The 23,210-nt window shown below is 68.2% G+C and carries 23 protein-coding genes; 9 read left to right on the top strand and 14 right to left on the bottom strand.

Annotated features, from left to right (window positions below):
- Positions 1–75 precede the first annotated feature (75 nt).
- Positions 76–1,338, bottom strand: coding sequence for an ABC transporter substrate-binding protein (locus tag ACFCYE_RS03995; RefSeq protein ID WP_376176483.1), 1,263 nt, complete (start codon positions 1,336–1,338; stop codon positions 76–78).
- A 148-nt stretch (positions 1,339–1,486) separates the two neighbouring features.
- On the opposite strand from ACFCYE_RS03995, the gene ACFCYE_RS03990 reads away from it, so the two are divergent.
- Positions 1,487–2,524 (top strand): LacI family DNA-binding transcriptional regulator, encoded by a 1,038-nt coding sequence (locus ACFCYE_RS03990; RefSeq protein WP_376176481.1) that lies wholly within the window; start codon positions 1,487–1,489, stop codon positions 2,522–2,524.
- Between the two features lie 2 nt (positions 2,525–2,526).
- On the opposite strand, the gene ACFCYE_RS03985 is transcribed toward ACFCYE_RS03990, so the two are convergent.
- The 6 genes from ACFCYE_RS03985 to ACFCYE_RS03960 form a co-directional block, all read right to left on the bottom strand.
- Positions 2,527–3,543 (bottom strand): LacI family DNA-binding transcriptional regulator, encoded by a 1,017-nt coding sequence (locus ACFCYE_RS03985; RefSeq protein ID WP_376176479.1) that lies wholly within the window; start codon positions 3,541–3,543, stop codon positions 2,527–2,529.
- Between the two features lie 53 nt (positions 3,544–3,596).
- Positions 3,597–4,724 carry a bifunctional 2-methylcitrate synthase/citrate synthase gene (locus tag ACFCYE_RS03980; protein ID WP_376176478.1) on the bottom strand — a complete coding sequence of 376 codons (1,128 nt, stop codon included), beginning with the start codon at positions 4,722–4,724 and terminating at the stop codon, positions 3,597–3,599.
- Between the two features lie 2 nt (positions 4,725–4,726).
- The gene (gene prpB / locus ACFCYE_RS03975) at positions 4,727–5,629 is read right to left on the bottom strand and encodes a methylisocitrate lyase (RefSeq protein ID WP_376176476.1); all 903 of its coding nucleotides are present in this window, start codon (positions 5,627–5,629) and stop codon (positions 4,727–4,729) included.
- Entirely contained in the window at positions 5,629–7,155 is a 1,527-nt protein-coding gene (locus ACFCYE_RS03970; RefSeq protein ID WP_376176475.1) for an MmgE/PrpD family protein, read from the bottom strand. Before ACFCYE_RS03970 ends, prpB begins: the two co-directional genes overlap by 1 nt.
- A complete protein-coding gene (locus ACFCYE_RS03965) occupies positions 7,152–7,796 on the bottom strand; it encodes a GntR family transcriptional regulator (protein WP_376176473.1) in 645 nt (214 codons plus the stop codon). Before ACFCYE_RS03965 ends, ACFCYE_RS03970 begins: the two co-directional genes overlap by 4 nt.
- Positions 7,797–7,874: 78 nt before the next feature.
- Positions 7,875–8,846 (bottom strand): DMT family transporter, encoded by a 972-nt coding sequence (locus ACFCYE_RS03960; RefSeq protein ID WP_376176471.1) that lies wholly within the window; start codon positions 8,844–8,846, stop codon positions 7,875–7,877.
- Positions 8,847–8,885: 39 nt separating this feature from the next.
- Here ACFCYE_RS03960 and ACFCYE_RS03955 point away from each other — a divergent pair, with 39 nt between their 5' ends.
- Entirely contained in the window at positions 8,886–9,422 is a 537-nt protein-coding gene (locus ACFCYE_RS03955; RefSeq protein WP_376176469.1) for a CGNR zinc finger domain-containing protein, read from the top strand.
- 43 nt (positions 9,423–9,465) lie between these two features.
- Here the strand turns inward: ACFCYE_RS03955 and ACFCYE_RS03950 are convergent, their stop codons facing one another.
- The 6 genes from ACFCYE_RS03950 to ACFCYE_RS03925 all read right to left on the bottom strand — a co-directional run bounded on the left by ACFCYE_RS03950 (position 9,466) and on the right by ACFCYE_RS03925 (position 14,631).
- Positions 9,466–10,803, bottom strand: coding sequence for an LLM class flavin-dependent oxidoreductase (locus ACFCYE_RS03950; protein WP_376176468.1), 1,338 nt, complete (start codon positions 10,801–10,803; stop codon positions 9,466–9,468).
- Positions 10,800–11,582: an ABC transporter ATP-binding protein gene (locus tag ACFCYE_RS03945; protein WP_376176466.1), complete on the bottom strand. Its 783-nt coding sequence runs from the start codon at positions 11,580–11,582 to the stop codon at positions 10,800–10,802. Before ACFCYE_RS03945 ends, ACFCYE_RS03950 begins: the two co-directional genes overlap by 4 nt.
- Positions 11,558–12,445, bottom strand: coding sequence for an ABC transporter permease (locus ACFCYE_RS03940; protein ID WP_376176464.1), 888 nt, complete (start codon positions 12,443–12,445; stop codon positions 11,558–11,560). The genes ACFCYE_RS03945 and ACFCYE_RS03940 overlap by 25 nt, the downstream gene beginning before the upstream one ends.
- Before the next feature lies 1 nt (position 12,446).
- On the bottom strand, positions 12,447–13,523 hold the full coding sequence (locus ACFCYE_RS03935) for an ABC transporter substrate-binding protein (RefSeq protein WP_376176462.1): 1,077 nt from the start codon (positions 13,521–13,523) through the stop codon (positions 12,447–12,449).
- A gap of 186 nt (positions 13,524–13,709) precedes the next feature.
- Entirely contained in the window at positions 13,710–14,153 is a 444-nt protein-coding gene (locus ACFCYE_RS03930) for a LysR family transcriptional regulator (RefSeq protein ID WP_376176460.1), read from the bottom strand.
- 115 nt (positions 14,154–14,268) lie between these two features.
- Positions 14,269–14,631 carry a VOC family protein gene (locus tag ACFCYE_RS03925; RefSeq protein ID WP_376176458.1) on the bottom strand — a complete coding sequence of 121 codons (363 nt, stop codon included), beginning with the start codon at positions 14,629–14,631 and terminating at the stop codon, positions 14,269–14,271.
- Between the two features lie 221 nt (positions 14,632–14,852).
- Here ACFCYE_RS03925 and ACFCYE_RS03920 point away from each other — a divergent pair, with 221 nt between their 5' ends.
- The 7 genes from ACFCYE_RS03920 to ACFCYE_RS03890 all read left to right on the top strand — a co-directional run bounded on the left by ACFCYE_RS03920 (position 14,853) and on the right by ACFCYE_RS03890 (position 22,416).
- The gene (locus ACFCYE_RS03920) at positions 14,853–16,112 is read left to right on the top strand and encodes an ABC transporter substrate-binding protein (protein WP_376176456.1); all 1,260 of its coding nucleotides are present in this window, start codon (positions 14,853–14,855) and stop codon (positions 16,110–16,112) included.
- Between the two features lie 61 nt (positions 16,113–16,173).
- The gene (locus ACFCYE_RS03915; protein WP_376176454.1) at positions 16,174–17,139 is read left to right on the top strand and encodes a carbohydrate ABC transporter permease; all 966 of its coding nucleotides are present in this window, start codon (positions 16,174–16,176) and stop codon (positions 17,137–17,139) included.
- On the top strand, positions 17,139–17,990 hold the full coding sequence (locus ACFCYE_RS03910) for a carbohydrate ABC transporter permease (protein WP_376176452.1): 852 nt from the start codon (positions 17,139–17,141) through the stop codon (positions 17,988–17,990). The genes ACFCYE_RS03915 and ACFCYE_RS03910 overlap by 1 nt, the downstream gene beginning before the upstream one ends.
- A gap of 2 nt (positions 17,991–17,992) precedes the next feature.
- Positions 17,993–19,915 (top strand): hypothetical protein, encoded by a 1,923-nt coding sequence (locus ACFCYE_RS03905; RefSeq protein WP_376176450.1) that lies wholly within the window; start codon positions 17,993–17,995, stop codon positions 19,913–19,915.
- Positions 19,912–20,697 carry a ribonuclease activity regulator RraA gene (locus ACFCYE_RS03900; RefSeq protein ID WP_376176448.1) on the top strand — a complete coding sequence of 262 codons (786 nt, stop codon included), beginning with the start codon at positions 19,912–19,914 and terminating at the stop codon, positions 20,695–20,697. Before ACFCYE_RS03905 ends, ACFCYE_RS03900 begins: the two co-directional genes overlap by 4 nt.
- Positions 20,667–21,614: an aldo/keto reductase gene (locus tag ACFCYE_RS03895; RefSeq protein WP_376176446.1), complete on the top strand. Its 948-nt coding sequence runs from the start codon at positions 20,667–20,669 to the stop codon at positions 21,612–21,614. The genes ACFCYE_RS03900 and ACFCYE_RS03895 overlap by 31 nt, the downstream gene beginning before the upstream one ends.
- Position 21,615: 1 nt before the next feature.
- Positions 21,616–22,416 carry an amidohydrolase family protein gene (locus ACFCYE_RS03890; RefSeq protein ID WP_376176444.1) on the top strand — a complete coding sequence of 267 codons (801 nt, stop codon included), beginning with the start codon at positions 21,616–21,618 and terminating at the stop codon, positions 22,414–22,416.
- Here ACFCYE_RS03890 and ACFCYE_RS03885 read toward each other — a convergent pair.
- The gene (locus ACFCYE_RS03885) at positions 22,395–23,066 is read right to left on the bottom strand and encodes a GntR family transcriptional regulator (RefSeq protein ID WP_376176442.1); all 672 of its coding nucleotides are present in this window, start codon (positions 23,064–23,066) and stop codon (positions 22,395–22,397) included. The two genes, ACFCYE_RS03890 and ACFCYE_RS03885, sit on opposite strands and share 22 nt — an antisense overlap.
- Between the last annotated feature and the right edge of the window lie 144 nt (positions 23,067–23,210).

Here is a 23,210-nt window from a genome sequence, read left to right as displayed (position 1 = left end):
CCGGCGAGGAAGATGACCATGAAGTAGCCGAAGTTCTTCCAGACGGCGATCGCCGGCCCACGCAGGCTCAGACGATCACTGGAAAGGCGCGACGATGTCCTTGAGCTTCTTGTCGGCTTCCTTCACCAACGAGGCGACGTCGCCACCGGAGCCGGATGCGATGTGCACCGACAGCGTGTCCAGTTCGGCGTTCACGTCGGTCGCACCGCCGGGGATCGTGGCGAGCGCGATGTACGCATCCTTCGCCTCGGGCGTCAGCGCCGCGATCAGCGGGTTCTCCGCCAGTTCGTCGACGGTCACATCCGTGCGATTGGGCGGATAGTTCGCCTCCAGCGCCCAGCGCACCTGCGCATCGTGCGAGTTGAAGTACGCGAGGAATGCCTCGGCACCCGCCTTGACGTCGGCGTCATCCGCCCCCTGGCTGGTCAGCCACCAGTAGTTCGCGGCAGCGGGAGTCGCCACCTTCTCGGAGCCGGCCGGTGCCGGGAACTCTCCTACTTCGATGCCTGCCGCATCCGCCCCCGTGACCACCCAGGGCCCGATCCAGGTCATCGCGGCCTTGCCTCCCGTGAACAGCGCGACGGCATCGGCGAGGCCGATGTTCGTCGGAGTCCAGCCCTTGGCGTACTGGTCTCGCCACCACTCGAGCGTCTCGACGTTCTGCGGCGTGTCCAGAACGATCTCGCCGTCCTCGACGACCTCTCCTCCACCGCTCTGCAGGATCGTCGGCAGGAAGGTGCTCTGCTTGTCCGCGAGCGACAGCCCGAAGATCTCCGGCGTCGTCAACTGCTCGGCGAGGGCGATCAGCTCGTCCCAGGTCTCCGGGAACTCGGTGATGCCCGCATCCGCGAACATCTGCTTGTTGTACCAGATGGAGAACGGCGCATAGCCCATCGGGACCCCGAACTGCTCGCCGTCGAACTCGGTGTACTCCACGACGTGCGGGTGGTACGTGTCCGTCTCATTGTCCGGGTCGTCGTAGAAGTCCTGGAGCGGCGCGAAGGCCTTCTGCTTGACGTACCCCTGCGCGGCATCGACGGTCTGCACGACGAGGTCGGGACCATTGCCGGACTTCAGCGCGGGAAGCAGTTTGTCCGAGATGACGTTCCAGGGATTCACCTCGATCTTGACCTCGTACTGCGATTGCGAATCGTTGAAGTCGTCGGCGATCGCCTGCACGACCTTCCCGTCCGCTTCGGTGAAGCCGTGCCAGACATTGACCACCGTCGGCGACCCGTCGGACTCGCTCGAACCCGACGCTGAGCATCCGGTGAGCACGAACGCCGCGGCGGCCACGAGACCGACGGTGCCACGCGCCCTCCTCCGGAAAATTGACATGCTGTCCTCCTTGATAGCGATGATTCCTGGCGAGTTCCGCGTCCCCAGAAGCGCGTTTACATCGATGTAGTTCATCGATGTAAATCAAGAGTGCAGGCCGGTTCGCCGGCTGTCAAGCGAATCTTGTTCATCGATGTAACATGAGGCGATGACGATGGAGCGTGCAACGAGCCAGCCCACGATGCAGGACGTGGCGCGACTGGCCGGGGTTTCCTCGAAGACCGTCTCGAACGTGATCAACAATCACCCGAACGTCAGCGCGGCCACCAGGACACGAGTCGAGGGCGCCATCGCCCAGCTCGGGTACAAGCTCAACCTCGCCGCGCGCAACCTGCGATCCGGTCGCAGCGGCGTCATCGGGCTCGCCATCCCGAGCCTGACGGTGGCCTACTTCGCCGAGCTCGCCGAGGCGGCCATCACGGCAGCCGAGCGGCACGGTCTGGTGGTTCAGATCGAACGCACCGGGAGCTTGGAACGCGAACGCGCGCTCCTGGACAGCCCGCGCCTTCAACACATCGACGGCCTGATCTTCAATCCGATGGATCATCATGCCGAGGAATTGCGGTCCGTCCGCCTGACCCTGCCGACCATCGTGCTCGGCGACCATCCGGTCGGCGGTGCGACCATCCACATCAGCACGGACCAGCGGGCCGCCGCGGCGTTGGCGACCGAGCAGCTGCTGCTCACAGGTCGGCGGCGCATCGCGGCGATCGGCGCGCGCTCGGAAGACACGCACGGCGGAGCCGCGCAGCGCCTCGCCGGCTACCGATCGGCGCTCAGCCGCGCAGGCATCGACCGGGACGACGCTCTGATCGTCGAGGCCGACCCGTGGAATCAGGTCAACGGCGCAGCCGCAATGCTCGAGCTGCTGCAGCGCGGGGTGAGCTTCGACGCCGTGTTCGCGTTCAACGACAGTCTCGCGCTGGGCGCCATGCGAGCACTCGGAGATGCGGGGAGACGCATCCCCGCCGACGTCGCAGTGATCGGGATCGACAACATCGCCGAGTCGAAGTACTCATTGCCCTCGCTGACGACCATCGACCTCGGCAGCCATCAGATCGCGGAGACCGCGGTGCGTCTTCTCGCGGAGCAGTTCGCGCACGATATGCAGCCCGGGCCGCAGCGACTGCTCGTGGATTTCGCCCTCGTCGCGCGCGAGTCGACCGCGATCCACCCCAAGAGTTGAGATCAGGTGCGGGCGGGAGCCGACTCGCGCTCGAGCATGCGGAAGTCGGCCAGGAGGGTGCGAGCGGCGGGCTTCTCCTCGCCTGCACCGATGCGCTCGAGCAGCGTGGCGACCGCGGTCTTGGCGATCCATTCGCGCCCCGGATCGACGGTCGTCAGCGAGGGGATCGAGTACTCCGCCTCGTCCAACCCGTCGAATCCGATCACCGCGACATCCTCCGGGACGCGCTTGCCCGCCTCCTGCAGAACCCGCATGGCGCCGAGCGCCAGAGTGTCGTTCAGCCCGAAGACCGCATCGAACTCGACCCCTCGGGCGAGCAGTTCGCGCATCGAATCGGCGCCGTTCGCGCGATGCCAGAGCGTCGTGTAGCCGACGATCGAGTCGTCGTACGCGATGCCGGCATCCGCCAGCGCCTCCCGATAGCCCTGCAGACGCAACGCGGCCGATCCGATGACCTCGCCCTCGTGCGCGCCGACGACGGCGATGCGGCGCCGTCCGGCACGCAGCAGATACTCGGTCGCCGCCTTCGCCGCCTCGACGTTGCGCATCGTGACGTGGTCGGTCGGCCCGTCGAAGATGCGCTCGCCGAGCAGCACCAGCGGGTAGGAGACGTCCAGTGCCGCGGCATCCTCCTGGCCCATGCCGAGTGGGCTGAAGATCAGGCCGTCGGTGAGCTTGAGGCGAGGGCTGCGCAGCAGATCCATCTCGCGATCGCGATCGGCACCGGTCTGCTCGACGAGAACGACCACGCCTGCGGCTTCGGCCTCGTGGATCACCTGAGCCGCCAGTTCGGCGAAGTAGGCGAGACTCAGGTCCGGGAGCGCCAGCGCGATCGCGCCAGTGCGTCCCGAACGGAGATTGCGCGCCGTCAGGTTCGGCGTGTATCCGAGCTCCGCGATCGCCTCTTCGACCTTCTCCCTGGTCGTCGGACGGATGTGCGGATAGTCGTTGATGACATTCGACACGGTCTTTATCGAGACTCCCGCGAGTCTCGCGACATCGTGCAGCGTCGCAGCCATGATCCACCCCTCTTCAGCGCCAGTCTACAACGTTGTAGAGACGTTCTGATGCGTCAGAGCTCGACGTGCCGCTCCTCGGGCCCATCGTAGGCGGACAGCGGACGGATCAGCGCGTTGGCTCCCGCTTGTTCGATCACGTGAGCCGTCCAGCCCGTGACGCGCGCGGCGACGAACAACGGCGTGAAGGTCAGAGTGTCGAACCCGATGAGGTTGTATGCCGGCCCCGACGGGTAGTCGAGGTTCGGATAGATGCCCTTGCGCGCGACGAACTCCGACTCCAGCGCGTCGTACAGTTCGGCGACGTCGGTGCGGCCGTAGTGCTCGACGAGGGTGTCCAGCGCAGACTTCATGGTCGGAACACGTGAGTCGCCGCTCTTGTAGACGCGGTGGCCGAAGCCCATGATCTTGCGCTTCTCGGCGAGCGCGGCATCCAGCCAGTCCTTGACCTTCGAGGCCTCACCGATCTCATCGAAGATGTGCAGTACGGCCTCGTTGGCGCCGCCGTGCAATGGACCCTTGAGCGCCCCGATCGCCCCGACGACAGCGGAGTACAGATCGCTCAGCGTCGAGGTGATGACGCGGGCAGTGAAGGTGGACGCATTGAACGAGTGCTCCGCGTACAGGATCATCGAGCGGTTGAACGCGTCGACGACGACCGGGTCCGGCAGCTCTCCGAACGTCATCCAGAGGAAGTTCGCGGAGTAGTCGAGGTCATCGCGCGGTGGGATCGCCTCCTGACCGCGCCGGCGTCGCTGACCGTAGGCGACGATCGCCGGAAGAGCGGCGAACAGGCGGATGCTCCGAGCGAGGTTCTCCTCGGGGCTCGCCTGTGCGTCCAACGCTGACCCCGCCGCGTCGGTCGCGCCGATGACGCTGACCGCTGTGCGCACTTCGTCCATGGGGTGCGCCTCGAGCGGAACCAGATCGATCGTCGCCTTGACCTGATCGGTCAGGGCACGATGCGCGCGCTCCGTGGCGCGGAACTCCGCGAGCTGATCCGCATCCGGAAGCTCACCGTTCCAGAGCAGGTAGGCAACGGCTTCGAAGGGCTGAGTCGCAGCCAGCTCCTGCACGGGGTACCCGCGATAGAGCAGGCTGTTCGTCTCGGGGTTGACCTTGCTGATCGCCGTCGTGTCGACGACGACCCCGGCCAGGCCTTTGCGGATCTCGGGCTCGGTCATGCTCACTCCTTCGTGATGGCGAAGTTGAAGACGTCGGAGTCGAAGTGGTTGTACGACTCGTAGTCGATCAGATCGTAGAGGTCTGCGCGATGCTGCATCTCCCCCAGCTTCGAGGTGAGGTGCCCGTGCTCGTTCAGCGTATCGAGTGCGCGGGCGGCCGCGCCCATCGCGGTCCGCAGCAGCGACACCGGCCAGATGACGATGTTCACCCCCGCGTCGCGCAACTGATCCGTCGAGAACAGCTCGGACTTGCCGAACTCGGTCATGTTGGCGAGGATCGGCACATCCAGCGCCGAGGCCATCGCCTCGAACTCGCCGAGGTCGCGCATCGCCTCGGGGAAGATCGCGTCGGCGCCGGCATCCACCAGCGCCTTCGCGCGATCGATCGCGGCATCCAGCCCTTCGACGGCGCGGATGTCGGTCCGAGCCATGAGCAGGAAATTCTCGTCACGGCGGGCGTCGGCGGCGGCCCGGATCCGCTTGATCGCGGTGTCCTCGTCGACGACGGACTTGCCGTCGAGGTGACCGCAGCGTTTGGGGTTCACCTGGTCCTCGATGTGGGTGCCGGCGAGTCCTGCGTCCTCGAGGGTCTGGATCGTGCGGGCCACGTTCATCGGCTCGCCGAAACCGGTGTCGGCGTCGACGATCGCCGGCAGCTCCGTCATCCGCGCGATCTGCTGCGCACGACCGGCGACCTCTGTGAGCGTCGTCAGACCGATGTCCGGCAGCCCCAGATCGGCCGACAGCACAGCCCCCGAGATGTAGACGCCATCGAACCCCTTCTGCTCGATCAGCCGTGCGCTCAGGGGATTGAACGCGCCGGGGAAGCGCAGCAGTTCACCGGATGAGAGGCGCTCGCGGAACAGCCGCCGCTTCTCGGCGGGTGTCGTCGTGGAATACAGCATCAGAAGAGGCCCGTCGTGGCGGGCTCGGTCGACAGGATGCCGGGCTTCGCGATGATCGACAGCTCCTGCACCTCGGCGGCGGTCAGCTCCGGCAGGCGCTGCACCAGCTCCAGGAAGCGCTCGATCTCCGCGGCCTCGAGCACGGGTTCGGCGCGAAGACGGAACTTCGCGATGTAGTCGGCTCGCGCGAACGGGCGTGCGCCGAGCGGATGCGCGTCCGCGACGGCGATCTCCTCGACGATCGTCGAACCGTCCGCGAGCGCGATCTCGACGCGCCCGCCGAAGGCCTTCTCCGCAGGGTCGATCGAGTGGTAGCGGCGGGTCCACTCGGCATCCTCCGCGGTGGTGATCCTCTGCCACAGCTCGACCGTGTCGGCGCGCGCCGCCCGCTCCGGCAGGTACGACTCGACGTGGTGCCAGGCGCCGTCCTGCAGGGCGACGGCGAAGATGTACGGGATCGAGTGGTCAAGCGTCTCGCGCGACGCGGTGGGGTCGTACTTCTGCGGATCGTTGGCACCGGAGCCGATCACGTAATGCGTGTGATGGCTGGTGTGCAGCACGATGCCCGCGACGTTCGCCGGGTCTGTCAGCTCAGGGTGCTCCCGGTGCAGTTTGCGCGCCAGGTCGATCCACGCCTGCGCCTGGTACTCCGCGGAGTGCTCCTTGGTGTAGGTGTCGAGGATCGCACGCTTGGCCTCGCCTGCGGCGGGCAGCGGCACGTCGTACGACGCATCCTTGCCGTCCAGCATCCAGGCGATGACGCCGTCCTCGCCCTCATAGATCGGCGACGGCGAGGTCTGGCCGCGCATCGCACGGTCGACCGCCTCGACCGCCATCTTGCCCGCGAACGCCGGGGCATGCGCCTTCCACGTGGAGATCTCGCCCTTGCGGCTCTGGCGCGTGGCCGTCGTGGTGTGCAGCGCCTGCCCGACAGCCTGGTAGATGGTCTCGACGTCCAGTCCGAGCAGGGTTCCGATGCCGGCGGCGGCCGCAGGCCCCAGATGCGCGACGTGGTCGATCTTGTGCTTGTGCAGCGATATCGCCTTCACGAGGTCCACCTGGATCTCGTACCCGGTCGCGATGCCGCGGACGAGCGCCCGCCCATCGCATCCGACGTGCTGGGCGACGGCGAGGATCGGAGGGATGTTGTCACCGGGGTGCGAGTACTCGGCCGCGAGGAACGTGTCGTGGTAGTCGAGTTCGCGCACGGCCACGCCGTTCGCCCACGCCGCCCACTCGGGGCTCGTGCGCCGGTCCAGTGCGGCGCCGAACACGGTCGCGCCCTGCCCGCCGGAGGAGACCGCGTGGCTGAAGGCCTGGTCTCGCGCCGCGACGATCGGTGCGCGGGTGAGGGATGCCGCCGCCACCGACGCGTTGTCGATGATGCGGTTGATGATCATGTCGACGACCTCGGCGTCGACCTCGGCCGGGTCGGCGGCGACCTCGGCGATGCGCCAGGCGAGCTGCTCCTCGCGGACCAGCTCTTCTTCGGAACGGTAGACGCGGACGTGGTGGGTGACGGTCATGGCTGTCCTTCGGTGTCTGTCAGGGATTCGAGGATGCTCGTGAGGGCGTTGCGCAGGTGCACATGGGTCGCGTGGGCGGCGAGCTCGCCGTCGCGGTCGGCGAGCGCCTCGGCGATGAGGCGGTGCTCTCCCACCGACGCGGCGAGACGCTCCGGCTTGTCTCGCGCCATCCGGCGCACGCGGACGAGATGTGTGCGGACGGTGCGCAGTGCCGCCGCCATGTAGTCGTTGGCGACGGCCCGATCGATCGCATGATCGAACCGCGCGATGAGTGCGTAGTAGTCGTCCTTGCCGGTACCGACGGCGAGATCGACGCCCGCGAAGTCGGCCGCGAGCGCAGCGAAGGCCGCAGCGTCGCCGCGCTGCGCGGCCAGGCGCGCCGCGGCCTCTTCGAGCGCGCGACGGGCTTCGAACAGGGAGCGGATGTCGTCGACATCGACCGCCGAGACGACGGTCACACGGGGCGACTGCTGGACGACGAGCCCGTCGAGCGTCAGCTGCTGCAGCGCCTCGCGCAACGGCGTCCGGCTCACGCCCAGGCGGGCGGCCTGATCGGTTTCCGCGAGCACGGCGCCCGGTGCCAGCGCTCCGGACTGGATCTCGTCCAGGAGCACGGCGTAAGCCCTGTCGCTCGCTCGCATGACCTCATCGTATACACAAACAGGGCCGCGGAGGCGCTAAACCCCAGGATCCGCCCCGAGCGTATACAGAAAGCGGACTCAGGCAGGCCTCTCAGGCAGCGGTTCCACGAGTTCGGATGCCGCAGGCTCACCGAGCTTCACCACGACCACGCCGACCAGCACCAGCACCGCACCGATGCCCTGCAGCAGATCGGGGAGCTGACCGAGCAGCAGCCAGCCGAAGAACATCGCCGCGACCACCTCCGCGAGCGCGATGAACGAGGCCAGCCGCGACCCCAGCATCCGCGTCGACACGATCCCGAGGACGTACGCCAGGGCCGTAGCACCGACTCCGATCGCGAGGACAGGGATGAACCAGGGCACGCTGCCGAACCGGTAGGCGATCTCCCCCGTGGTCCAGGACATGGGCAGCACGCCGACGAGCCCGGCGAGCGTCAGGGCGACGGCACCCAGCAGCAGACCGAGCCCGGCCAGGGCGACGGGAGGGATGCCCGTGTCGCGCTGCGCCGACAGGAGGAAATAGCTCGCCGCTCCGACCATCGCGCCGAGAGCCCAGAGGATTCCGATCAGATCAGCCCTGGCACCGGTGACGACGTCGAGCATCAGGATCAGCCCTGCGAACGCGATGACGGCGCCGAAGACGCTGCGCCGCGTCGGCCGCTCTCCCCGACGCAGCCACAGCCAGCCGACGACGGCGATGGGTGCGGTGTACTCGATCAGCAGCGCGATTCCGACATCCATTCGCGCGACGGCCTGGAAGTAGAAGAGCTGGGTGGCGGCAACAGCCAGGAGCCCGTACGCGACAACCATGCCGACGTTTCGGCGGACCGCCCACCAGTGCCCTCGAAGTGCGATGAGCGTGGGGACGAGCAGCACGAGCGCACCCACCCAGACGCGCAGCGTCACCGCGGCACCGGGGGTCCATCCCGCATCGATGAGGCCGCGCGCCCAGGCCCCGGACATCCCGAACGAGAACGCCGCGCCGATCGCGATCGCGAGGCCGACGCCGACGCGGGAGCGGTGCGCCGTGTCACTTGTCATAACGCTCATGACCAATGACGCTAGCCCCGCGCGATGTAAGCTGTCAACGTGCTCTTCACCAATGACACCGAGGCATCGCTGAGCGCCGCCGTCGAGCTGGTCAACAGTGCGGAGCATCCGGACACCCTGACGTCGACGACCGAGCTCGACGCCTTCCTCACGACACACGCCTACACGGGACGCGTCGACCACGACGGCGGCGAACTCGCCGCAGTGCGCGCCCTGCGGGCCCGGCTGCGCACGATGCTGCTGGCGCCGCGCGACGAGATGGTCGCCCACGTCAACGACGCCCTCGCCGACGTGCCGTTGAATGCGCGCCTGATCCGGCACGGCGAGGTGGACTGGCACCTCCACGCGATCGGCGACGACCGCCCCCTGCCGGAGCGGATCCTCATCGAGACGGCCATGGCGCTGATCGACGTCGTGCGGACGCACGAAGACAGCCGCCTGCGCGTCTGCGCGGACGCCGACTGCGACGCGATCGTCCTCGATCTCTCCCGCAACCGCTCCAAGCGGTACTGCTCGACGACCTGCACCAACCGCAACGCCGTCGCGGCATACCGCGCGCGACGCGCGACGGGCTGAGCGCCGAATCGACGCGCGGCGCTTCAGGGCGCCGCGCGTCGCATCATCCGACCGCGGTCAGCTCGCGGCGCCCCACCGGGCGCGGCAGCCCGTAGTGCTCGCGCAGCGTCCGGCCGGTGTATTCGGTGCGGAACAGCCCGCGCTCCTGCAGGATCGGCACCACCCGTTCGACGAAGACCTCCAGCCCCGAGGGCAGGACAGCGGGCATGATGTTGAAGCCGTCTGCGGCGCCGTGCTCGAACCAGTGCTGGATCGTATCGGCGACCTGCACCGGCGTCCCCGTGAAGGTGCGGTGCCCCCGGCCTCCGCCCAGGCGACCGATCAGTTCGCGGACGGTGAGGTTCTCGCGTCGGGCGAGGGCGACGATCAGCGTATAGCGGCTCTTCGCACCCTCGATCTCGTCCTCGCCGGGCAGGTCCTCCGGCAACGGCTCGTCGAGTCGCAGCGACCCCGGCGACAGCTTGAGCACCTTCTCCAGCTGGTCGCGCGCGAACTCCGGCGCGATGAGCCGATCGAGTTCTGCCTCGAGCTCGCGCGCTTCCTCCTCGGTGTCGGCGATGATCGGCACGAGCCCTGGGAGCACGTTGACCTGCTCAGCGTCGCGTCCGTTCTCGATCGCTCGACGCTTGATGTCGGCGTAGAACTCCTGTGCCTCCTCGATCGTCGGTGTGGCGGTGAAGATCGCCTCCGCCCAGCGGGCCGCGAACGCCTTGCCGTTCTCGCTCGACCCCGCCTGGACGAGCAGCGGGTGCCCCTGCGGACTGCGCGGTGAATTCAGAGGGCCTTCGACACGGAAGTGCTCTCCGCGATGCCCGATCGCGTGCACCCGATCCGCACGCGCGTGCACCCCGGCATCCTTGTCCGCGATGATCGCATCGTCCTCCCATGAGTCCCAGAGCTTGGTCGCGACCTCGAGGAATTCGGACGCACGTGCATACCGGTCGCGGTGCAGCGGCTGATCATCGAGTCCGAAGTTGCGGGCCGCGGCGTCCCCCGCCGTCGTGACGATGTTCCAGCCGGCCCGTCCGTTCGAGATCCAGTCCACCGACGACAGGCGTCTGGCGAGATTGAACGGCTCGTTGTACGACGTGGATGCCGTGGCGATGAGCCCGATCCGCGAGGTGGTGACGGCGAGGGCGGTCAAGAGGATGGTCGGTTCGAATCCGCCGACAGGACGCCGACCCACCTCGCCGAACAGCGCCGGCGAGTCGGCGAGGAACAGGGAGTCGAACTTCGCCTCCTCGGCGATCTTCGCGAGCCGCTGGTGGTAGGCGAGATCGAGCAGGGCGTTCGGATCGGACTCCGGCAGACGCCAGGATGCCTCGTGGTGCCCGGTGTCGTGCAGGAACAGATTGAAGTGCAGTTGTCGCGTGGTGCTCATGAGATCTCCTCGGTCGTCGTGGATGTCGTGGGGTCGGTGACCGTGTCGCTCTGCACTCCGAGCGAGGCCAGCAGGAGCGCGCGCAGGCGAGCGAACTCCGGGTCGGCCGGCGTGCGCTGGTCCGGCAGCTCGATGCGCAGATCGAGCGAGAACCGTCCGCCGTCGATGACGAGCACGCGGTCGGCGAGCAGCAGCGCCTCGTCCACGTCATGCGTGACGAGCAGCACGGCGGGACGGTGGACGCGCAGCAGGTTCCGCAGCAGGCCATGCATCCGGATGCGGGTCAGCGCGTCGAGGGCCCCGAACGGCTCATCCGCGAGCAGCAGCTGCGGCTCGCTCACGAGGGACCGAGCCAGTGCCGCGCGCTGCTGCTCGCCTCCGGACAGCTCGTGCGGCCAGGCGCGCTCCCGGCCAGCGAGCCCGACCTCGGCGAGCACTCCGCGTCCGCGCTCCCGCGCGATGGCTCCGGACTGTCCGAGCACGACGTTGTCGAGCACGCGCAGCCACGGCAGCAGCCGCGAGTCCTGGAAGACCATCGAGACGCGACGGGGGACGTAGACCTCTCCGGATCCGTCGACGGTGTCGTCCAGGCCCGCGACGGCACGAAGAAGAGTGCTCTTTCCCGAGCCGCTGCGCCCGATCAGGGCGACGAACTCGCCGCGCGCGATCTCGAGGTCGATGCCGTCCAGGACGTCCCGGTCGCCGAACGATCGGCGCAGTCCGACGGTGCGGACGGCCGTGCCGACGGCCGTGGTCAGCTCGCGAGCGTGCGTCGCCATGACAGCACCCGCCTCTCCAGGAGTCGGACGAGGGCGTCCGAGACGAAGCCGAAGACGCCGTAGACGACGAGGCCGACCAGGATGATGTCCGACTGGGCGTACAGCTGTGCCTGCGCCATCATGTAGCCGACGCCGGAGGTGGCGTTGATGGTCTCCACCACGATCAGGGCCATCCACGATCCGACGACCGCGAGGCGGAAGCCGACGAAGAAGCCGGGCAGCGAACCGGGCACGAGCACGAAGCGGATGTACTGCCACCGCGTCAGCCCGAGCGATTCGGCGAGCTCGATCTGCTTGGTGTCGATGCCGGTCAGGGCGCTGTACGTGTTGATGTAGATCGGCACGAGGACGCCGAGGGCGACGATCGTCACCTTGAACTCCTCGCCGATGCCCAGCCACAGGATGAGCAGCGGGATCAGCGCCAACACGGGGATCGCCCGCTTGACCTGCACCGTGCCGTCGACGAAGGCTTCGCCGAGTCGGCTGAGCCCTGCGATGACCGCGAGCACCACGCCCGTCACGGTGCCGATCACGAGGCCGAGCAGCGCCCGCGACAGCGACGCTCCGACGTGCTCGGCGAGCGTTCCGTCGGCGATGAGCTGCCATGCGGTCGCCGCGACCGTCCCCGGGCCGCTGAGCAGACGCGGGTCGAGAAGTCCCAGCGAGGATGCCGCGAACCAGAGCACGACGATGAGAAAGGGCCCGAGCAGGCGCGCACCCGGCAGCGACCGCCCCCGCCCGAGGCGGTGGCGTCGCGACTGCAGGACGAGGTCGGAGCCCGGCCGCGTCGTACTCGGTGCCGGTTGCGCCGCCGGGGCCGTGACCACAGCGGTGGGTCGGGTCGTCAGCTTGATCGAAGACATGTCAGTCCTCCGTCACGTACTCGTCGGACACCGCGGCCGCGGCGTCTCCTTCGAATCGGCGATCGAACAGCACCTCGGCATCCACATCCTCGATGAACCCGCCATCGGCGAGCAGGTCGGCCGAAGACTGCGCCCATTCGACCGCCGTGTCCCAGTCGGTCGGGAACGAAGGCTTGCTCGCCAACTCCCAGATGCGGTCGGCGTCCTCGGCCGTCACGCCCTCGGTGTCGACGAAGTAGAACTGCTTCCACTCGTCGGGATGCTCCCACGCCCAGACCTGCGCCTGCGCCCACACCCGGATGTAGTCGCGCACAGCACGGACGTTCTCCTCGTCCTCCAGCACGGTGGTGGGCACCCACAGCACGGTCAGCAGATCGGGGACCTCGGCGAGCAGTGCGTCGGCTCCGTCCTTTCCGAACTGGTCGATGTACTTCGTCACGGCGGGCTCCGACAGCGGGGCGATGTCGACCTGTCCGCCCTGCAGCGCCGTGAGGAACTGCGTGCTCGGCAGCTCGACGAACTCGACCTCGTCGTAGCCGATGCCCGCCGCCTGCAGCGTCCGAAGAACCGTGTCGCCCTGCGACTGTCCCTGCGAGAAGGCGATCCTCTTGCCGCGCAGATCCTCCCAGTCGCTCAGATCGACACCGGGGGCGCTCGCGAACACGTAGCCGGGCAGCGGACGCTCGAGCACGCTCACGATCGTCGCGTCGAATCCGATGTCGTGAGCCTGGATGGGCGGGATGATCGCATTGCTCGCGATGTCGAGCGCACCGGCGCGGAACGCCTGGATGACGTCCGGCCCGGCCGCCGCGTTGACCCATTCGGCCACCGTGAACCCCGGGCCCTCGAGGTCTTCTCCGGCGAGCTCGAGCTGCAGCTGCGTCGTTCGACCGGCGATGCGCAACTCTGTGCCGTCCTTCGGCGCTCCGGTCGGCAGCGGCTCGGACGCGGATGGCTGCTCCGGCGCGGCGGAGCTCGCGCTCGCGCAGCCGGCCAGCAGGGTGAGCCCGATGATCGCTCCGGACATCAGGGCCATCTGCTTCGCCGACCGTCGACGGCGGAATCTGGACAGGAGCATGACGGGGTCCTTTCGCTCGGTGGGGGTGCTGGGAATCCTGCGTGGAGCGGGTTCCCGGCGTCCAATAGCGATTCCCGCGGCGTCCGATCACGAAACCTGATGCATGAGCGCTCGGACGGCCCGATCGCGCGTCACGACGCGGATCGTGCGCGTGAGGGCGCCCCGGCCCAGGGCACACCCGCGAGGTCACACACGTCGGAACGTGTCAGCGCGTGACGGCGTGTTACCGGCGGCGGTCCACTCGGACAGCAGCTGTGGAGCGCAGTCGGCGACGTACCGCAGGAACGAGGACAGCTCCACCCCGGTGTGCACACCGGGGTCCGGGGACGCTTCGGCCGCACCGCTCTCGGCGGACCCTGCCGATCCCTCCGTCAGATGCCGCAGCGCCTCATCGTGCACGGAGATGATGCGGCGCGCCTCGACCAGCAGCCGCTCGCCACTCGGCGTGAAACGCGCGATGCGGCCGGACTTCTCCACGAGCGGGCGACCCAGCCGTCGCTCGAGCACTCGGACATGCTGGCTGACAGTGGGCTGGCTGCACTGCAGCGCCTCCGCCGCCCGCCCGAACCCGCCGTGCTCGCGGATCGCGACGAACGTCCTGAGCAGCGTGATGTCCAGTGTCACGTCCATGCGGCGATAGTAGGGACCCGCTCATTTCCCATGAGGAGACGTCGTCATCCGCGGTCACTCCGCGTCGCATTCCGCGCAGGTGGACGACGCGAAGCGGCGATGGTGGTGACGACTGTCAGCCCCCGACGACGCCTTCGAAAAGGCCGATGTGATTGCCGTCCGGATCGACGATGACCGCCCACGCGCTCGTGTCCGTGATCGGCTGTTTCTCGGCCGCGACGCTGCCGCCCGCCGCCACCGCAGCGGCGATCGTCTCGTCGATCGAGTCGACCTCGACGTACGATCGCGGCTGCGTGAAGCCCGGATCACGCGGGGCGAGCCCGCCGCCGGAGATGCCGTTCGGCGCCTGCCACATCGGGTAGCCCTCGAAGCCAGGCAGCTCGGCGATCTGCCAACCGAACAGAGTCGAATAGAACGTCGTCGCGCGCGCCATATCCCCCACCGGGATGTCGATGTGCGTGATGTCTCCGTGTGCCATCTCTCTCGCCTTTCCGTCGGGCCTTCGCGGCCGTTCTGCCGAATGCTCGCGGCCAGTCTGCTCCGCCCTTCGGACATCGACAAGGGGGGTGTCGTTCGCCGATGCCCGTGCGCTGTCATCATGTGAGCGGGGGTCGACGATCTCGCGTTGACGCTTCACAAACGATTATCGATTAGTGTATGTTCGGGACATCCCTCCCGTGCACCACGAAAGGATCAACGATGATCAAGGGCCGTCACCTCACCGCGCTGGGCATCGCCTCGGTCGCCTCTCTCGCGCTGGCCGGCTGTGCCACGTCCGCTCCGGCGGACAGCGACGAGAAGATCGAACTCAGCATGCTCGTCAATGTCACCCCGAACCTCACCGAGGAGTACTGGAACGATCTCGTCGCCCCCTTCGAGAAGGAGCACGACAACATCGACGTCGTCATCCAGAACCCCGGCGCCGAGGGCGTGCACGCTGCCGTTCCGCGGCTGCTCGCGGCGGGCGACGCCCCGGACATCGTCCAGTCCATGGCTCCCACCACCGAGATCGCCCCCGAACTGGTCGATCTGTCCGAGTACGACTGGGCGACCTCCGGCCCGCTCGCCGAGCAGTACACGATCGACGGCAAGCACTACATGGCCGGCATCGGGGTGCAGCTGCAGAGCCTGTTCTTCTACAACAAGACCGCTTTCGCCGAAGCGGGCATCACCGGCACCCCCACCACGGTGGACGAGCTCACCGAAGCGCTCGGCAAGCTGAAGACGGCCGGCTGGACACCGGTGCAGACCGGCGGCGACTGGATGACCAGCCACACGCTGCAGACGCTCGGCCTCCCGTCGATCATCACCGAGTACCCCGACTGGTTCCAGGAGATGAGCGCGGGTGAGCTGACGTTCGGCGACACGTACAAGCAGGCCGTCGACACCTACGCGGAGTGGGTGGCCGAGGGCTACATCCCGAAGGAAGCCCTCGGCATCAAGTACCCGGATGCCGAGCAGGCGTTCCTCTCCGGCAAGACGGCGGTGTACTCGATGGGCAGCTGGTTCGCGGGAACGCAGGCGAACGCGGCGGATTCCGCCGACATCGGCGTCTTCCGCGCTCCCGCGTTCGACGCCGGCTCGCAGCCGTCGATGGGCGCCAACATCGCCAGCCCGTATTCGATCATGAAGTCCAGCGAGCACCAGGATGCCGCGGCCGACCTGATCGAGTACCTCGTCACCGATCAGGACGCAGTCAGCAGCCAGCTCGCCGTCGACGGGAACTTCCGCGACGGATACGAGTACGAGATGACGCCGCTCGGCGAGGAGCTGCTCGCGATCGTCGCCGAAACCCCGGCCGACGCGTACACGCCGACCGGCAACGGCTACGGCGAGCGCACGCTGCCCTCGGAGTACTCCAACGAACTCAACACGCAGACGCAGGCGCTGATCGGCGGCACCTCCGCGCAGGAGATGCTCGACGCCATGGACGCGTGGTTCCTCGCGAACGCGAGCTGACGCCCTGCTCCGGGTGCGGCGCGCGCCGCACCCGGAGCCCGCACGACAGAGGATCTCGAAGATGAGCCAGACCATGATCGCCCCACCGGACACCGCCGAGCCGCCGGCCGCCGCGGCACCGCCTCCCCCGCGACGCGGGAAGTCGGCCGCCACGCGCGTGCGGGATGCCGTCCCCGGGTTCCTCATGGCGGCGCCCGCCGTCATCGTCTTCCTGCTCATGTTCGTGATCCCGATGATCCTCGCGTTCGTGCTCAGCTTCACGAACTGGAACGGGTACAGCCTGAACTTCACGTTCGTCGAGTGGGACAACTATCTGAAGGCGTTCCGCAACCCCCGCTCGGTCGACGCCGCCATCTTCACCGGGATCATCGCTGTCATCGGCACGGTCCTGTGCAACGTGGTGGGTCTCGCCATCGCCGCCCTCATCTCGGGCCCCGGCCGATCGAACACCCTGCTGCGCACGATCTTCTTCTACCCCTACGTCATCAGCGCCCTGATCATCGGCTTCCTGTGGTCGGCGATGCTCGCCCCCGAGGGCGCCGTCAACGGGATGCTGACGACGCTGGGGCTCCCTGCGATGCCGTTCCTCGTCGAGCCCGACTTCGCCAGGGCCTGCGTGATCTTCACGATCGTCTGGTCGCACTTCGGGTTCAACATGATCCTGTTCCTCGCCGGAATCAAGTCGGTCCCGATCGAGTACTACGAGGCGGCGACGGTCGACGGCGCGACCCGCTGGCAGCAGTTCCGCAACATCACGCTCCCGCTCATCGCCCCCGTGTTCACCGTCAACATCGTCCTCACCCTGGTCGGGCTCCTCAAGGCCTACGACATCGTCCTCTCCCTCACGGACGGCGGACCGGCCGGCTCGACGCAGACCATCGTCTACCAGATCCTCAAGGACAGCTTCGCGAACTCGAACCTCGGCTTCGGCGCGGCGCAGTCCGTCATCCTGCTCATCGTCACCGCCGTGCTGGGACTGAGCGTCACTCTCATCCGCCGCCGCGCAGAGCGAAAGGTCACCGACTGATGAGCGCCCGCACCTCCGCCCCCGTCCCCGCCCGCGTGGTCCGCTGGATCATCCTCGGTGCCGTGGCGCTGCTCATGCTCGTGCCGCTGTACACGATGGTCGTCAACGCCTTCAAGCCGCAGGCCGAGATCATCGCCAACCCGCTCGGCTTCGACCCGGCGACCTTCACCTTCGACTACCTCTGGGCGGCGATCACGAGCTCGAAGTTCAACGTGATCGCCGCGTACGGCGTGACGCTCCTCTTCGTCGGTCTCGTCAACGTCTGCTGCATCGCACTCGCGGCACCGGTGGCGTTCGTCATCGCCCGCGGCCGGTCGAAGTGGCACATGGGACTGCTGCTCCTGTTCGTCTCCGGCCTGTTCATCCCCGGGCAGGTGACGCTGATCCCCGTCGTCTTCGTGCTTCGTCTGCTCGGACTCATCAACACGATCCCCGGGTTCATCCTCTTCGAGACCGCGGCGACGCTGCCCGTGACGATCTTCCTGTTCGCGGCCTACCTCCGCACGATTCCGCGCGACATCGATGAGGCTGCGGCCCTCGACGGCGCAGGGCGCATCAGGGCGTTCTGGTCCTGCATCTTCCCCGTCATGCGGCCGATCGTCGCCACCGTCGTCGTGCTGAATTCGATCGGGGTGTGGAACGACTTCGTCAGCCCTCAGATCATCCTCGGACCGAGCTCGGGCATCTACACCGTCACCACGGGTGTGTACGCGGCCGTCGGGCAGTTCGCCACCGACTACACGGTCGTGTTCCCGACGCTGCTGCTGGCCGTGCTGCCGGCCATGGTCTTCTTCATCATCATGCAGCGGCACATCATCGGCGGTCTCGTCACCGGTGCGACGAAGGGCTGAGGATGTCGACGACCTCCCACACGACTCCGCTGCGATCGATGCCCGCGTGGGCCGTCCTGCAGCGCCGGCTGTTCGACGAGATCGAGGACGCCAGACGGCTCTTCGTCGAGCGGTACACGAACCAGGACGGGAGTCTGCGCGGAATCGCCGCCTTCGAGGACCGCGATGGCGTCGACGACCTGTACGAGCCGTTCTTCAACTGGCCGGCCTTCTATCTGCTCGGCGGGCCGGATGCCGCGCTGATCGATGCCAAGCGGCACTGGGAGGGTGTCACCGCCCAGCTCTCGGCCGCAGGGATGCTCACCGACGAGTACGAGAACGGGTACGACTGGTTCCATCAGGGCGAGTCGATGCTGCTCTTCCTCGGCATCTGCGCCGCCGACCCTGCCGATGAGCGTTTCGCCGAGCGTGCGCGCCGGTTCGCGGCCCTGTACACCGATCCCCGGCACGGGAACTACGACGCCGAGCGCAACATCATCCGCGCACCGCACAATGGGGCGCTCGGTCCCCGGAGCGGCCTCGAGGATGGCGACCCGCGTCCGTACTCCGCTGCGCTGGCGGAGATGCTCCCGTACGGACTGCCCGTGCAGGGTATCGACGGGATCGCGCAATGGGATGACCTCGCCGACCCGAGCAACGCGCACCGCATGGCAGACGAGATGCAGCGCAGGGCCGCGGGAGACGTCGCGGTGAATCTCGCCGCGACATCGCTCGTCACCAACGCCTGGCTCTATGACGGGAACGACCGCGCAGCCGCCTGGGTGACGCACTACGTCGACGGTTGGATATCGCGGGCCGCGGCGAACAGCGGCCTGCTGCCGGACAACGTCGCCCCCGATGGAACCGTCGGCGGGCTCCAGGGAGGACGCTGGTGGGGTGGCCACTACGGATGGGCGTGGCCGCACGGGCTCCACTCCGTCGGCATGAGCGCCCTCATCGGCGCGCTCAACGCCGCGCTCATCGCCGACGACGATCGTCCTCTCGACATGGTGCGGACGATGCTCGACGTCGTCCTCGATCACGGCGTCCGCGGCAGCGTGGATGCAACGACGTACAGTCTGCGCGATGAGTGGAGATCCCGGTTCGGCGAGGCATCCGCGGACGAAGGCCTTCTCGTGCCGTACCGCCACGGCGCGGACGGATGGTTCGACTTCGGTCCGCTGCAGCTGGATCTACCCACCTGGCTGTGGTGGTGGACCCGATCGGATGCCGATCGTGCACGCCTGGATCGCGCGATCGACGGGCTGCCCGCGGCCGCCGACCTCGTCGGCGAGTTCCGGGACAAGGAGGAGGCCGGTCACGAGGCCGGCTGGATCCGATTCCTCGGCGGAGAGCTGCCGGACTATCCGGAGCGCGCGCTCGCCATGGCGCTCGGCCAGGTGGCTCGCCGTGTCGCGCTCATGCGCGCTGACGGCGACGACCCGGACGGCGCGCACCTGCACTTCTGGCAACGGGTCAACCCCGTCGTGACAGAGGTGCTGTCCCAGCTCATCACCGGCACGCCGCAGGTGCTCTACAACGGCGGACTGCCTTTCTCGGCCGTCGACTACTTCGATGACGACCTGGGTCGCCCGGGACTGCCGCGGGACGTCGCCGCGCTCGTGGACAGGCTGGAATCCGACGCCATCGGCGTCCGCCTGGTGAACACGTCCACGACCCGCACCGGCCGTGTGCGCATCCGCGCCGGACGATTCTCCCGTGCCCGCATCGCGAGCGCCACTGTCATCGGCGAGGGCGAAGACGGCTACCCGGGTCCGAGCGGCGCCTACGCCGGCATCCGCACGGCACCGTCGACGCGGACCATCGACTGTCCGGACGGCCGGCTGACCGTCGAACTCGCACCGGCCCACGCCGCCGAACTGACCCTGACCCTCACGCGGACGCAGTCCGCACCGCATCATCGCACCGACGAAGGAACATCATGAGCGACACCTCCCTGATCCGCCCCGACTTCGCCCTGCCCGTCCGAGGGCCGATGTACGAGCGGCCGTCCGCCGAGCTGATGTCCTCGTTCGATCAGGTCTCCTCCGCCACCGCGTGCGCGAAGCTCCACGGCCTCGGCATCCGTCACAGCTACGTGGACGGACCGGTGCCGCTGTCCCCCGGTCAACGCGTCGTCGGCTCGGCGCTGACGCTGCAGTTCATGCCGCAGCGCGAGGATCTCGCCTCAGGACACGGTCAGGAGTACGCCGAACGGCACACCGCCCTCTGGCACGTCCTGGAGGCCGTGCAGCCCGGTGACGTGCTCGTCATCCAGGCGTACGGAAGCAGGTTCTCGGGGTGCATCGGCGACATCCTCGCCCGCTACTTCGCCCGCAAGGGCGGCGCCGGCATCGTCGTCGACGGCCGGATCCGCGACTCGGGCAAGATCCGCGAGCTCGGCATCCCTGTGTGGTCCACCGGGACGACACCGCACTACGCCTCGCAGTCCGAGCTGACCCCGTGGGGATACGACGTGCCGGTCGCGGTCGGAGGCTCGCTGTGCATGCCGGGTGATCTGGTCGTGGCGGACGACGACGGCCCGGTCATCGTCCCCAGGGCGATGGCGTCGAGCGTGGTCGATTCAGCGCGCGACCACGAGGAATGGGAGGGCTTCAGCCGTCAACGCCTGGACGAGGGCGCGCGTCTGAGCGACTACTACCCCCTGACCCCGGACAGCCGTGAGGAGTACGAGGCATGGCGTTCCGCGCAGCCCTCCGTCCGCTGACGGAAGCCGACGGCTTCCGCGACGATCTCGGGCTGGGTTGCGCACCGATCGGCAACCTCTACAGCGCGGTCGGTGACGATGACGCCGCCGCCACCGTCCAGGCCGCGCTCGCCCACGGCATCCGTTTCTTCGACACCGCGCCGAACTACGGCGCGGGTGAGAGCGAACGCAAGCTCGGCGCGGCGCTCGCGGGCGTCGATCGAGACACGGTGACGCTCGCGACGAAGGTGGGGCGCATGATCGTGGACGCCGACGGCACCGAGGTGCCCGTCGGCGCGAGCGGCGCCGGGCTGGTGAGCGATGTCGGCTACGACGCCGTCTGGCGCTGCGTCGAGGGAAGCCTGAAGCGTCTCCGCACGGATCGGATCGACCTGCTGCACTTGCACGATCCTGAGGACGTGGATGCCGCGCTGTCCGGTGCGATGCGCGCGATGATCGAACTCCGTGACCAGGGTGTCGTCCGTGCTCTCGGCGTCGGGATGGTGCGGACGGAGCCGCTGACCCGGTTCGCCATCGAGGCACCGGTCGACGTCATCATGGAGGCCGGCCGGCTGACGCTCCTGGACAGGACCGCTCTCGACGACCTGCTGCCCGCGGCCGCCGCGCGCGGCATCGGTGTCATCGCCGCCGGCGTGTACAACTCCGGCATCCTCGCCGACCCGCGCGGCGCCGCGTATTTCGACTACCACCCCGCCGCACCGGCGACGCTCGCGACGGCCCTGCGGCTCGAGGAGAGCTGCCTGGCCGCCGGTGTGAACCTGGCTGATGCCGCGGTGCGATACGCGTTCCGGCACGACGTCGAAGGCGTCGTCGTCGGCGCACGGACCCCGTCGGAGGTGACCGCCTTCGCCGCGAGTGCGAGCGCCCGGATCCCCGCCGCGCTCTGGTCGGACCTCGACCGGATCGCCGCCGCCTGACGTGCGCATCGTCGACGCCCACGTCCACCTCTGGGATCGCACGCGGCACCGGCTGTCCTGGTTCCGAGAGGGCTCGGGGCTGGCACCGATCGTGACGGCCGCCGATCTGGAAGCCGAAGCCGTCGTGGATGCCGCGATCGCCGTGCAGGCGGCCGACACCATGGCCGAAGCCACGTGGCTCACCGCCCAGGCGACGCAGAGCCGGATGGTGCCGCGCATCGTGCTGCAGTACTCGCCCGTTCCCGGCTGGTGGGCCGGAGGTTCGACGCCGGCCCTGGACCCGCTCGTCGCCGGCCTCCGCGCGGCGATCCCGCAGTACGCCGCCGACCTGTCCGACGTCGCAGGACTGGATGCCATGGCCGACGGCCTCGTCCGCACCGATCGCATCCTCGAGTTCCTCATCCGCCCCGAGCAGCTCACCGGGGTCGCGGCGTTCGCCGACCGGCATCCCGGCCTGCGTATCGTGCTGTGCCACCTCGGGCTCGGGAACGCCGCTTCGACGACCCGCTGGCGCTCCGATCTCCTCGACGTCGCCGGACGGAGCAACGTGCACGCGAAACTCTCCGGCGTCGTCGGAGCGCGGACCGATCGCGAGCTGCGGGAGATCTCGGATACCGCGCTGGACGCCTTCGGCCCGCACCGGCTGATGTTCGGAAGCGACTGGCCGATGTCCGCTCGGCATCTCCCGCACGGGGCGGTGATCGCTGCGACCGCGCTGATGCTGTCCGGGCTGGGTCCTGACGACGCCGACGCCGTCTGGCACGGCACCGCCGATCGGGTCTACGCGCTCGGCGCGTCCTGATCCTCGAGGAGCGTTCCCGCCGCGTGCCGCCGGAACAGCGCCGAGGCCGCCTCGGGGTCGCCGGCGTCGAGGACGTCCAGGAGTCCGCGGTGCCAGTCGGCGACTTCATGCCAGTCGCCCGTGAAGGTCGGGTCGCCGAGCACGTGCATGACGCGCAGGCTGGGTTCGAGCAGGTCCCACATCTTGGGGAGGTACACGTTGCCGCTGGCCTCGATCACGGCACGGTGGAACACGAAGTCCAGCTCTCGGAAGGCGGGCAGGTCGGAGTCGTCCGCCGCCGCGTGCATCTGCTCGATGAGAGTGACCAGCTCCGCGCGGCGATCCGCATCCAGGTTGCCGCTGGCCAATCGGCCGGCCAGGCCCTCGAGCTCGACGCGCGCGATCTTGGCCTGAGCGGCCTCGTCGTCGGTGTAGGTCGCGACGAAGTTGCCCTGATGGCGGATGTGGGAGACGAGCCCCTCGTGCGCCAGACGCTTGAGCGCATCGCGGACGGGCGCCTGGCTGACCTCGAGCTGACGGGCGAGCTGGGACTCCACGAGCTGCTCGCCCGGAGCGAGGCTGGAATCCTTGATCATCGCCTTGATCATCAGGTAGATCTGGTCGGAGAGCAGCCCTCGCTGCAGTCCCTGCGGAGCCAGTGCTTCTGCCATACCCACCATCTTACGTTCATTATCGACTATCGCTAATGGCGCGGGTCGCGAACCGGAAGGTCCGCGAGCCGCGCCACCCGCGCACATATGGTTGTTATTTATGGGAACCCGCACTTACACCCCGCGCCCCACCAAAGCGATGGA

Source organism: Microbacterium sp. NPDC056234 (assembly GCF_042267585.1).
In the GTDB taxonomy this organism is placed as follows: Bacteria; Actinomycetota; Actinomycetes; order Actinomycetales; family Microbacteriaceae; genus Microbacterium.
Note: the sequence above shows the minus strand (reverse complement) of the source record. Positions and strands in the feature narration are given on the sequence as shown.

Excerpts from the sequence above, each read along its gene's own strand:
- ACFCYE_RS03960 (WP_376176471.1), bottom strand. The coding sequence starts at position 8,846 with ATGAGCGTTATGACAAGTGACACGGCGCACCGCTCCCGCGTCGGCGTC.
- ACFCYE_RS03940 (WP_376176464.1), bottom strand. The coding sequence starts at position 12,445 with ATGTCTTCGATCAAGCTGACGACCCGACCCACCGCTGTGGTCACGGCC.
- ACFCYE_RS03905 (WP_376176450.1), top strand. The coding sequence starts at position 17,993 with ATGTCGACGACCTCCCACACGACTCCGCTGCGATCGATGCCCGCGTGG.
- ACFCYE_RS03965 (WP_376176473.1), bottom strand. The coding sequence starts at position 7,796 with ATGCGAGCGAGCGACAGGGCTTACGCCGTGCTCCTGGACGAGATCCAG.
- ACFCYE_RS03895 (WP_376176446.1), top strand. The coding sequence starts at position 20,667 with ATGGCGTTCCGCGCAGCCCTCCGTCCGCTGACGGAAGCCGACGGCTTC.
- ACFCYE_RS03930 (WP_376176460.1), bottom strand. The coding sequence starts at position 14,153 with ATGGACGTGACACTGGACATCACGCTGCTCAGGACGTTCGTCGCGATC.
- prpB (WP_376176476.1), bottom strand. The coding sequence starts at position 5,629 with ATGCTGTATTCCACGACGACACCCGCCGAGAAGCGGCGGCTGTTCCGC.
- ACFCYE_RS03935 (WP_376176462.1), bottom strand. The coding sequence starts at position 13,523 with ATGCTCCTGTCCAGATTCCGCCGTCGACGGTCGGCGAAGCAGATGGCC.
- ACFCYE_RS03990 (WP_376176481.1), top strand. The coding sequence starts at position 1,487 with ATGACGATGGAGCGTGCAACGAGCCAGCCCACGATGCAGGACGTGGCG.
- ACFCYE_RS03995 (WP_376176483.1), bottom strand. The coding sequence starts at position 1,338 with ATGTCAATTTTCCGGAGGAGGGCGCGTGGCACCGTCGGTCTCGTGGCC.
- ACFCYE_RS03915 (WP_376176454.1), top strand. The coding sequence starts at position 16,174 with ATGAGCCAGACCATGATCGCCCCACCGGACACCGCCGAGCCGCCGGCC.
- ACFCYE_RS03985 (WP_376176479.1), bottom strand. The coding sequence starts at position 3,543 with ATGGCTGCGACGCTGCACGATGTCGCGAGACTCGCGGGAGTCTCGATA.
- ACFCYE_RS03945 (WP_376176466.1), bottom strand. The coding sequence starts at position 11,582 with ATGGCGACGCACGCTCGCGAGCTGACCACGGCCGTCGGCACGGCCGTC.
- ACFCYE_RS03925 (WP_376176458.1), bottom strand. The coding sequence starts at position 14,631 with ATGGCACACGGAGACATCACGCACATCGACATCCCGGTGGGGGATATG.
- ACFCYE_RS03970 (WP_376176475.1), bottom strand. The coding sequence starts at position 7,155 with ATGACCGTCACCCACCACGTCCGCGTCTACCGTTCCGAAGAAGAGCTG.
- ACFCYE_RS03920 (WP_376176456.1), top strand. The coding sequence starts at position 14,853 with ATGATCAAGGGCCGTCACCTCACCGCGCTGGGCATCGCCTCGGTCGCC.
- ACFCYE_RS03910 (WP_376176452.1), top strand. The coding sequence starts at position 17,139 with ATGAGCGCCCGCACCTCCGCCCCCGTCCCCGCCCGCGTGGTCCGCTGG.
- ACFCYE_RS03980 (WP_376176478.1), bottom strand. The coding sequence starts at position 4,724 with ATGACCGAGCCCGAGATCCGCAAAGGCCTGGCCGGGGTCGTCGTCGAC.
- ACFCYE_RS03900 (WP_376176448.1), top strand. The coding sequence starts at position 19,912 with ATGAGCGACACCTCCCTGATCCGCCCCGACTTCGCCCTGCCCGTCCGA.
- ACFCYE_RS03950 (WP_376176468.1), bottom strand. The coding sequence starts at position 10,803 with ATGAGCACCACGCGACAACTGCACTTCAATCTGTTCCTGCACGACACC.
- ACFCYE_RS03885 (WP_376176442.1), bottom strand. The coding sequence starts at position 23,066 with ATGGCAGAAGCACTGGCTCCGCAGGGACTGCAGCGAGGGCTGCTCTCC.